Raw genomic sequence first — 8,811 nt, forward strand, 5'->3', positions numbered from 1 at the left:
GCAGCACCACCAAGTTCTTCTCCCGCCACCGCGACACCGAGCCCGTCGACGTCCCCGCCGACGTCGACGGGGACGAGCTGCCGACCGGTGCCGTCGACGTCGACCAGAGCGAAGAGGCCGGCGACGTCGACGCGCTCGACTCCGCCACGCCCACGGGCGCGGTCGGAGCCCCGACGACGGCGCAGGCCGCGGCGACGTCGACGGACGCTCGCGCCCGTTCACGCCGCGTGCGGAAGGCTGAGGAGGAGGCCGCCGCAGCTCGCGCCGCCAGCTCTCCTCTCGCCCGCGAGAAGCCCTCGAAGCGGTCGCGGAAGAAGCGGGCGATCCCGCACCAGGGCGGCAGACAGAACATTGAGAAGGAGTCGGCGCCGAAGCGCCCGATGCGGCCGACGTCGACGGGATGGCTCGGCCGCGGCGGCGGACAGGCCGTCTCGATTCAGCCCGCCGATGAGTTCCGCGCAACGACCGTTCAGGTGTGCGGGCTGTACCCGTTCTCGGTCGGAACGGGCACGCCCATGATCGGCGTGCCGCTGGGGAAGAACCTCACCACCGGGGCCTCCGTGTTGTGCGACCCGATCAGCTGGTTCCAGCGGGCGCAGCTCATCTCCAACCCGTCGATGTTCGTCCTCGGCAAGCCGGGTCTGGGAAAGTCCTCGCTGACCCGCCGCATGGCGACCGGGCTCGCCGGGTACGGCACCATTCCGCTGGTCCTCGGGGATCTGAAGCCCGACTACGTGGACCTCATCCGCGCGATGGAGGGACAGGTCATCACCCTCGGCCGCGACCGCGGCTACCTCAACATCCTCGACCCCGGCGAGGCGACCAGCGCAGCGAAGCGCCTCCGCGACGACGCCGACCAGGCGCTCGAGCAAGCCGCGGAGCTCGACGCCCGCGGCGGCGACTCCAAGGAGCTGCACCTGCGTGCGGTGAAGGCGCAGCGCCTCGCTGCTCAGGTGCTCGCGGACGCTCACGGCCGCCGGCACACGATGATCGCAGCGCTCCTGACGATCCTCCGCTCTCAGCCGCCCACGGACCGGGAGGAGACGATCATCGACCGGGCGCTCAAGTACCTGGACGAGCACCACGAGGGCATCCCCGTCCTCGCGGACCTGCTCGCCGTGATCCAGGCCGCGCCGGACGAGATTCGACAGGTCGCGCTCGACCGCAACGACCTCAAGCGGTACAAGGAAATCACCGAGAACCTCGAAGCGTCGCTCATCGGCCTCACCTCCGGTGGCCGGCTGGGCGAGATCTTCTCCCGCCAGACGACGACCCCGATGCGGCGGGATCGGCCGGTGGTCTACGACGTGTCCTCGATCGATGACTCCGAAGGCGACCTCCAGGCGGCGATCCTCCTCGCGTGCTGGTCCGCGGGGTTCGGGACGGTCAACGTCGCCGCGGCGCTGGCCGATGCGGGGATCGAGCCCCGCCGGCACTACTTCGTGATCCTGGACGAGCTGTGGCGGGCTCTGCGCGCGGGCAAGGGCATGGTCGATCGCGTCGACGCGCTCACCCGCCTCAACCGTGCCCGCGGTGTCGGCCTGGCGATGATCAGCCACACCATGTCCGACCTCCTCGCGCTTTCCAGCGAAGAGGACCGGATGAAGGCCCGCGGCTTTGTGGAGCGCTCCGGCATGGTCATCTGCGGCGGCCTTCCCGGTGCGGAGATGCCTCTGCTCACGTCGGCGGTGCCGCTGTCCGCGAAGGAGCAGGAGATGCTCACGAGCTGGCAGGACCCGCCGGCCTGGGATGGCGTCTCCGGGAAGGAAGCGGACCCGCCCGGCCGTGGCCTGTTCCTGATCAAGGTGGGCGGCCGTCCCGGCATCCCCGTCCGCGTCCACCTGACCGCAGCGGAGAAGGACGTCAACGACACCAACAAGCTCTGGCACACCACGAGCCGCGCAGGCCGCGCGAACGAGCCCCTGGCGACCGATCCGGTCATGGTGGAGATTCTGCCGTGAGCGTCCTCGTCGCCCTCGGCGCGAGCTGCGTCGCGCTCGGCGCGGCCGGCGCCGCGATCGTCAGCGTGATCGCCGCCCGCCGTCAGGGGGCGGCGGAGCGCGACCGGTTTCTGCTCACGGGCTGCTGGACCGGGGTCGCCCTCATGGCGGGCTTCGTCGCCTGGGACCAGTGGGACCGGGTGATCGCATGAGCTGCACGTCGACGGTCGTCTACGACGGCTACCTCTGGGGCTGCTCGATGACGACGACGCTCCCGCACACCGACCACATGACGGACCTGCCGGTCGAGTACGTCGACAACGGCCAGGCCGTCCTCACCTGGGGCACCAGCCGGCAGGCGACCAGCGACGACACGACGGCCCCCTACGACGGGCCGATCTATGAGCGATGCGAGCCGCGCAGGTTCCTGCCGGCATCTGTTCCGTTGCTCGAGCGGGCGATGTCGTGATCGCCGCCCGCGCCGGGGGTGCGCTGCTGCGGGGTCCGCTCGGCCAGGTCGGCGCGGTCGCCGGGCTCCTGGCTGTCGCGGTCCTCGTGGCCACGGCCGCCACCCTCGCGTTCACCGCGCAGGTGCAGCACGCGATCCCCGCCCAGACCACTCTCACCAGCCCAGCACCGACCGAAGGAGTTGCACCATGAGCCTCACGAACAACCGCCGGAAAGAGCCCGGGAAGGCCAGTAACGGCTTCGGGGTCGCGTTCGCGGCCGGCGGTGTCCTGATCATCGCCCTGGCCATCTACATCGCGGTCCGCGTCGGGTCCCAGGTCGACGGTGTGAATCCCGACATGGACACCGACCCGTCGAACTTCTTCTCCGTCGTGGTCGACGTGTTCCGCGGCCGACTCGTCTGGCCGGGCACCGCGACCCTCATCGTCGCCGGGATCGGCGCCGTGGTCGTCTTCTTCGGCACCCTGTTCCTGATCGCGAAGAACGGCGGGAAGAAGAACCGGACCCCGATCGACTGGACCGCCCGCCACACCGCCACCTCCGCGGAAATGAGCCACATGCGCGGCAAGGAGGCGAAGGAGAAGTCGGCCCGACTGGGCGTGACCGACTCGTTCGGCGTCCCTCTGGGTGACCTCCTCAGCGACGGTCGACCTATCTACGCCTCGTTCGAGGACATGGTGCTGCTGCTCGCCGGCCCCCGCGTAGGCAAGTCGACGTCGTTCGTCATCCCCGCGATCGTCAACGCTCCCGGGTCCGTGGTCACGACCTCGAACAAGCGCGACGTGCTCGACGCGACCCGCGACCTCCGCGCAGCACGGGGGCAGGTGTGGGTGTTCGACCCGCAGCGCGTCGCGGTCGAGCCGCCGTCGTGGTGGTGGAACCCCCTCTCCTACGTCACCGACGACACCAAGGCAGCGAAGCTCGCGCAGCACTTCGCGTCCGGATCCAGCGAGGTCGGCGCCCGCTCGGATGCGCACTTCGAGCCGTCCGGTCGCGAGCTGCTGGCAGGCTTCCTGCTCGCCGCGGCCCTCGATGGCCGCCCGATCACGGACGTCTACGAGTGGACGACGAAACCCGGCGACGAGACGGCCGGAGACATCCTGGCCTCGAGCTATTTCCCGCTGATGGCCAAGAGCTTGCAGGGCGCGACGCGGTTGGAGCACCGGGAGCGCGGATCGGTGTACTCCACTGCCCGGCGCATGGCGTCCTGCTTGAAGGACTCCGGGACCCGCCAGTGGGTGAACCGCACCGGCGAGAACGACACCCGGCCGGAGTTCAATCCCGGCGCCTTCGTCCGCTCCACCGGGACGCTCTACAGCCTGTCCAAGGAGGGTGCCGGCAGCGCCGGCCCCCTCGTCCTCGCCCTCACCGCCGCGACCGTCGAAGCCGCGGAGGAGCTGGCCGCGGTGTCGCCCGGCGGCCGGATGCAGACCCCGATGCTCGGCGTCCTCGATGAGGCGGCGAACGTCTGCCGCTGGCGCGACCTGCCCGACCTCTACAGCCACTACGGCTCCCGGGGGATCCCGATCATGTCGGTGTTCCAGTCCTGGTCGCAGGGCGTGAGCGTGTTCGGGAAGGAGGGCATGGACAAGCTGTGGTCGGCCGCGAACGCGAAGATCTACGCCGGCGGAATCTCGGAGACGGGGTTTCTGCGGATGGTGTCAGAGCTGATCGGCACCTACGATCGCGAGACGACCTCCGCGAGCATGAACAAGGGCGTGCGCTCGACCACCAGCGCGTTGAAGCGCGAACTGATCCTCGACGTCGCGGAGCTCGCGAACCTCCCCACTCCCAAGAAGGGGCGCAAGATCGGGCGGGCGATCCTGATGTCCTCGGGCTCGCGTGCCGCGATCCTGCGCACGGTGCCGTGGTTCGACGGCCCCAAGCCGCTCGTGGCCGCGATCAACGCCTCCATCGCGAACCACCGACCGGGCGCAGCGCCGACACCGACGCCGCCGCCGGCCCCGGAGCAGGGACACGGCTTCACGCCGGTGACGGGCTCATGAGCGATGACTTCTACGGGGGCGTGGACGACGAGGCCGCGCCCGCGTCAGCGGCCGACGAGGCGACGAGTGCCCCGGAGAGCGAAGAGCCCACGACGCATTTCGGGTCGGCGGATGAGTTCGTGCGCAAGCAGCTCATCGGCACCTACCGGCGCCGAGTAATGGCGCAGGGCTCCGGTGCCGGTCTGCGGTGGAAAGCAGCCTGGTGGGAGGCCAAGGAAGCGCAGCAGCGCATCGAGGCGCTGTGGCGGGCGTGGGAGGCCGCACGCGCCGACCCGAAGGCCGGGATGAGCGCGTGGTGGATCAACCACTGCGACCCACACATGAGCGTCCTTCTCTCTGCGGACGGCCCATTCGCTGACTCGACGGACGAGAACCGGATCGGTGAACCGCTGCCTTACACGGCGCCGGTAGAAGGCACTTTCCCGTCCGATCTACAACCGCCGCTGTACACGCAGCGCCCATCCAGAGAAAACGCCTGAGAGGCGCTCTGAGGACGTAAGAAGGGGAGCACCGTCCGGTGCTCCCCTTCTTCGTTCTCGACGCTCCGGCTAGCGGCTCAGGTCCGCGCGATCGGCGCCCTGCCCCTGGCCACGACCGCGCCGCGTCTGAGGGACGGTGCTCATCGGAGCCTTCGACGTCACCGCGGCGCTGGGCGGGGTGGCGTGCGCGCTGTCGGCGCTCATCCGCGCCTCGATGACGTGCGGGGGGACTCCCTTGGCTTCCATCGCCTGAATGGTCGACTGTCGACGCTCGGCACTGTCGTAAGCGATCTCTCCGGCCTCACGCGACGCTGACGCGCGCGGATCCGTCGCGGGCGGCGCCGACTCCGTGGACGGGCCTCCGGTGCCCTGTGCGGCCTCCTGGCGCTCTGCGGGGGCGTCGTCGCGGAAGAGCTGTGCCTGAGCGCGCGCGTCGGAGGCCAGCTCGCGCAGCTCGTCAGGAGTCGCGTTGGCGGTGCCACCGGCGGCCGCGTCGCGGTCGTAGTCGCTCGCGCGCGCTTCGAGCTGCGCAGCCATCTCCGCGCGCCCGTTGTCGACGTCGGACGCACCGGGGGTTTCTCGAGCGGCCTCCTGGTTGCGGGCGTCGTTCGCGCGGTCGAGGCGGTCGGCTTCCGCGATCAGTAGTTGTGCCTCCGTAACCTCCGCTCCCGCTCGAGCACGCTCGGGAGCTACCGTGTCCTTCCACTCCTCGACCAGCGCGGCTCGTGCAGCAGCGACGGCCGCGGGGTCCGCGGTGCGGAACTCTCCGTCGTTCCAGTCGATCGACGTCTGCACGCGGTAGTCCTGGAACCCGGCCGGGTCGGTGTCGCGCTTCCATTCCTCGGCCGCGGAGAGTTCGAGGGTGCCGGCGTCGCCCGCGAGCGCCGCGCGGTAGTCGGTGATCAGAGCGCGCTCCGCGTTCACGTCCGGCTCTGCGCGGCCGCGTATGTCCATGGTGAGACGGTCGTCGTCGTGGCGGTGGTAGTGCTCCGGCGCGGAGTTGGTGGCCCATTCCTTCGCCCGGTCCAGCTCCGACTTCGCCTGACCGGCGGCGTCGCGCAGCACGGCGGTGTCGACGCCGTAGCGCTCGAACACTTCGCGCTGAACGACGGCCGACGCGCGCTCCGCGATCGGGTCGTGGTTCTTCCACGCCTGCGCCGTCTCCGCGACCTTCGAGATGTCTTGGATGCTCGCCTTCTCCCACCAGTCGGGCCGGTCCACGACCTGCAACGTCGCGCGTGCAGCGCCGCGCTCGGCGTCGAAACGGGCCGACAGCTCGCGCGCCTGCGCGGCGGAGCGTGCCTGCGCGTCGCGAGCCAGCTCCTCGCGCAGCCGGGCGAACTTCTCGCCCATCTGCATCGCGATGGTCAACGCGATCCGGACGTTCTGACCGACCTCCTGGCCTACCTCGTCGTCGTCACTCATGACTTCCTCCCCTTGCCTTGGTGAATCGTCTATCGGCCACGGTCGCCGCGGTCCTGGTCAGGTCCCTGCCGAGACTGTCGGGCGCGGTCCGCGAGCATCGCTTCCTCGCGCTCCCGGTCAGCCTTGGTGAGCTTCGTGGGTACGGGACTGCCCGACCCGAAGTTGGTCTGGGACAGCCGGCGAACGTCTTTGAGCTCCTCCGGGAGCGCCTGCCAGGCCCGCTCGTTCTCCGCGACCTTCTCGGCCTTCACGACGACCTGGTAGCCGTCGCGAACAGCGGACAACTGACCCCGCAACGTCTGCGACAGCTCGCGCATCCGTCGCGCATCACCGGCTGCCTTATGAGCCGACGCGACCGCGTGCGTCAAGCGCGCGAACTGGTTCAGCAGCAGCAGCTCCGCGGCTGCATTCTTCTTATTCCCCGCCGCGGCCATGATCAATGCGGAGTACGCCGCCGTCGAGGGCATCATCGCGGGCCGCGGGCGCGTCTCGTGCGCCCGCAGGTGCGCCGAGCGGGCGAGCGATCGCGCAGCGTCCGCGAGCGGTCCCGGGGTGGGCTCCATGCGCCGGGACCACGCCGCGTAGGCGCCGGCCGTCTCGCGCGCAACGTGCGCCCACGTGGCCCTGTCGGAGGGGTCCACGGACCTGATGTAGTCGTGCAGCCGGTCCATGTCCGCGGCGTACGCCTCGAACAGCTCGGGGGCCGGCTCCGCCGTCTCCCGGCCAGGGTTGACCGGCGTGTACTGCCAGGGATTCTTGGCTGTCGCGCGCCATTCGGATGCCGCATCCGACGCGGACTCCGGCTGGTCCGGCCAGCCCTTCCGCAGCTCCGGCAAGGTCAGGTCGCGAGCGAGCCGGCCGCCGCCGTGCCAGATCGCCTTCTCGCCGTTCGTCGGCCGCAGCGCCACCGAATAGCCGGCGATCACATCGTCACGACCCGTCGCGAATCGAGGGCGCACCAGCACCCCGCCCTGACGCAGACGACGAACGAACTCGCTCTCATCCTGGGACGCGGACGAGGCCGCGCGTACGGCGCGCTCGAGGCGCTGCATGTCCGGCTCGACGTGCCCGCGACGTGCAGCGGACTCACGCGCTCCCGGCCGCACACCGCGCTCCGGGAACTCGCGCTCCGGCGCCTGGTAGACCTGCAACCCGTACTCGCGCTCCAGCTCACGGCTGATCGTCTGCGACCGCTCGTAGTCCTTGTGCACCGACGCTTTCGTGCCGTCCTCGCGCACCAGCGACACGGCGATGTGTACGTGGTCGTTGCCGTTCTTCGACAGCCCGTGACGCACCGCGACCCAGCGGCAATCGGCCTTGCCGATGTCCTCGCCCGCGAAGCCCATCCGCTGCACGAAGTCGGTCGAGATTCGGCCCCACTGCTCGTCTGTGAGCTGGCCCTCCTCGGCCGCCAGCGACAGCGAGCAATGCCACACATCAGCCGCCACGCGATCCTTCACGATCGCGCCGGCCGAGTCCCGAACCGCCTCGCCGTTCTCGTCGGTGCGCACCTTGTTGCGCGTCACCTCGACGCCGAACAGCTCCCGCGGTCGGTCCAGATCCGCAGCGATCGCCGCAGCCGCAGCGCCATCCAGAACCTCATGCCCGTACTCAGCCATGATCGCGGAATCCCCCGCGATCAGGTGCTGCTCCTCGTGCTCGTTCGTCTTGCCGGGACCAACGAGGTAGCCCATCAGTCCACGCATGCGCGTGCCGCGCGTGATGTTCGTTCTCACCGTCCACCGAGCCGGTCTGCCGTCGCCTCGATCAGGCGTCGCACCCGCCGGTACTCCTCCGCAGCCTCAACAGCCTCGGCCGGGAACTGGCCCGTGCTGTTCGCGAACCGCGCGAGCTGGTTCATGTTGTCCGACGTCTTCTGCAACAGCTTCGACGCCCGGAACAGCTCAGCAACCACCAACCGCCACTCCGTGTCCGTGCGCACCTGGGCGTTCATCGCGGACTCGAACAGCAGCCGCGGCACCGTCACTTCCAGCACCTCGGCACGGGCGCGCAGGTGCGCGTCCTCCTCGGGCGTGACCGACACCTCGTACCGCTTCGACCGCGCAGCGACACCCGGCACGTTCGCGCGGCGGCGCCGGCCGAACAACCGACCCTCTCGTGACGACTCCGACACGACCCTCACCGTCCTTCCGGCCCAGCGCAGCGAACCCGCCCCCAGGCGGGGACCATACGACCAGTATGCGCCGACCCGGCCGCGCAGCGGAAGGGGCGCAAGCGGTTTACCACGGGTAAACCTATAGCTTGCTCCACAAACCATCTTCGCACCGAGCGCGACTTGGGTGTAACTCGGGTCCGAAGGACACCCGAGCGTCTCGGCTGGCGAAGCCGAACCCGAGACGCTTGAGTCCGCGCCTTCCGCATGACGGCGGCGGCGGCGGCTAGCCTTTCCGCATGAGCGACCACACGAGGAACCCTGACGACGCCGCCGACGCCGCCCGCCGACTGCTCGAACAGAGCGTCGAGAAGCGCGTC

The 8,811-nt window shown here is 70.0% G+C and carries 9 protein-coding genes; 6 read left to right on the top strand and 3 right to left on the bottom strand.

Annotated elements, in window-relative coordinates; all coding sequences use genetic code 11:
* Positions 1-380: 380 nt before the first annotated feature.
* From C5C36_RS15460 to C5C36_RS15485, 6 genes are read left to right on the top strand one after another with little or no spacing between them, the layout of a single operon-like run.
* Positions 381-1,961 carry an ATP/GTP-binding protein gene (locus tag C5C36_RS15460; RefSeq protein ID WP_258059986.1) on the top strand — a complete coding sequence of 527 codons (1,581 nt, stop codon included), beginning with the start codon at positions 381-383 and terminating at the stop codon, positions 1,959-1,961.
* Complete coding sequence (locus C5C36_RS15465; RefSeq protein WP_104263449.1) at positions 1,958-2,152, top strand: hypothetical protein; 195 nt, start codon at positions 1,958-1,960, stop codon at positions 2,150-2,152. The genes C5C36_RS15460 and C5C36_RS15465 overlap by 4 nt, the downstream gene beginning before the upstream one ends.
* Entirely contained in the window at positions 2,149-2,409 is a 261-nt protein-coding gene (locus C5C36_RS15470) for a hypothetical protein (protein ID WP_104263450.1), read from the top strand. The genes C5C36_RS15465 and C5C36_RS15470 overlap by 4 nt, the downstream gene beginning before the upstream one ends.
* A complete protein-coding gene (locus C5C36_RS15475; protein WP_104263451.1) occupies positions 2,406-2,600 on the top strand; it encodes a hypothetical protein in 195 nt (64 codons plus the stop codon). Before C5C36_RS15470 ends, C5C36_RS15475 begins: the two co-directional genes overlap by 4 nt.
* Positions 2,597-4,414 (top strand): type IV secretory system conjugative DNA transfer family protein, encoded by a 1,818-nt coding sequence (locus C5C36_RS15480; protein WP_104308533.1) that lies wholly within the window; start codon positions 2,597-2,599, stop codon positions 4,412-4,414. Before C5C36_RS15475 ends, C5C36_RS15480 begins: the two co-directional genes overlap by 4 nt.
* Positions 4,411-4,893: a DUF4913 domain-containing protein gene (locus tag C5C36_RS15485; protein WP_104308534.1), complete on the top strand. Its 483-nt coding sequence runs from the start codon at positions 4,411-4,413 to the stop codon at positions 4,891-4,893. The genes C5C36_RS15480 and C5C36_RS15485 overlap by 4 nt, the downstream gene beginning before the upstream one ends.
* 69 nt (positions 4,894-4,962) lie before the next feature.
* Here C5C36_RS15485 and C5C36_RS15490 read toward each other — a convergent pair whose 3' ends face one another.
* From C5C36_RS15490 to C5C36_RS18295, 3 genes are read right to left on the bottom strand one after another with little or no spacing between them, the layout of a single operon-like run.
* A complete protein-coding gene (locus C5C36_RS15490) occupies positions 4,963-6,318 on the bottom strand; it encodes a hypothetical protein (RefSeq protein WP_104263454.1) in 1,356 nt (451 codons plus the stop codon).
* Positions 6,319-6,347: 29 nt separating this feature from the next.
* Positions 6,348-8,054, bottom strand: coding sequence for a relaxase/mobilization nuclease domain-containing protein (locus C5C36_RS15495; protein ID WP_104263455.1), 1,707 nt, complete (start codon positions 8,052-8,054; stop codon positions 6,348-6,350).
* Positions 8,051-8,596 carry a plasmid mobilization relaxosome protein MobC gene (locus tag C5C36_RS18295; RefSeq protein WP_374953309.1) on the bottom strand — a complete coding sequence of 182 codons (546 nt, stop codon included), beginning with the start codon at positions 8,594-8,596 and terminating at the stop codon, positions 8,051-8,053. Before C5C36_RS18295 ends, C5C36_RS15495 begins: the two co-directional genes overlap by 4 nt.
* Between the last annotated feature and the right edge of the window lie 215 nt (positions 8,597-8,811).

It is taken from the genome of Rathayibacter sp. AY1G1, from assembly GCF_002932095.1.
Lineage (GTDB): Bacteria > Actinomycetota > Actinomycetes > Actinomycetales > Microbacteriaceae > Rathayibacter.

Excerpts from the sequence above, each read along its gene's own strand:
- C5C36_RS15460 (WP_258059986.1), top strand. The coding sequence starts at position 381 with ATGCGGCCGACGTCGACGGGATGGCTCGGCCGCGGCGGCGGACAGGCC.
- C5C36_RS15470 (WP_104263450.1), top strand. The coding sequence starts at position 2,149 with ATGAGCTGCACGTCGACGGTCGTCTACGACGGCTACCTCTGGGGCTGC.
- C5C36_RS15480 (WP_104308533.1), top strand. The coding sequence starts at position 2,597 with ATGAGCCTCACGAACAACCGCCGGAAAGAGCCCGGGAAGGCCAGTAAC.
- C5C36_RS15485 (WP_104308534.1), top strand. The coding sequence starts at position 4,411 with ATGAGCGATGACTTCTACGGGGGCGTGGACGACGAGGCCGCGCCCGCG.
- C5C36_RS15490 (WP_104263454.1), bottom strand. The coding sequence starts at position 6,318 with ATGAGTGACGACGACGAGGTAGGCCAGGAGGTCGGTCAGAACGTCCGG.
- C5C36_RS18295 (WP_374953309.1), bottom strand. The coding sequence starts at position 8,596 with ATGGTTTGTGGAGCAAGCTATAGGTTTACCCGTGGTAAACCGCTTGCG.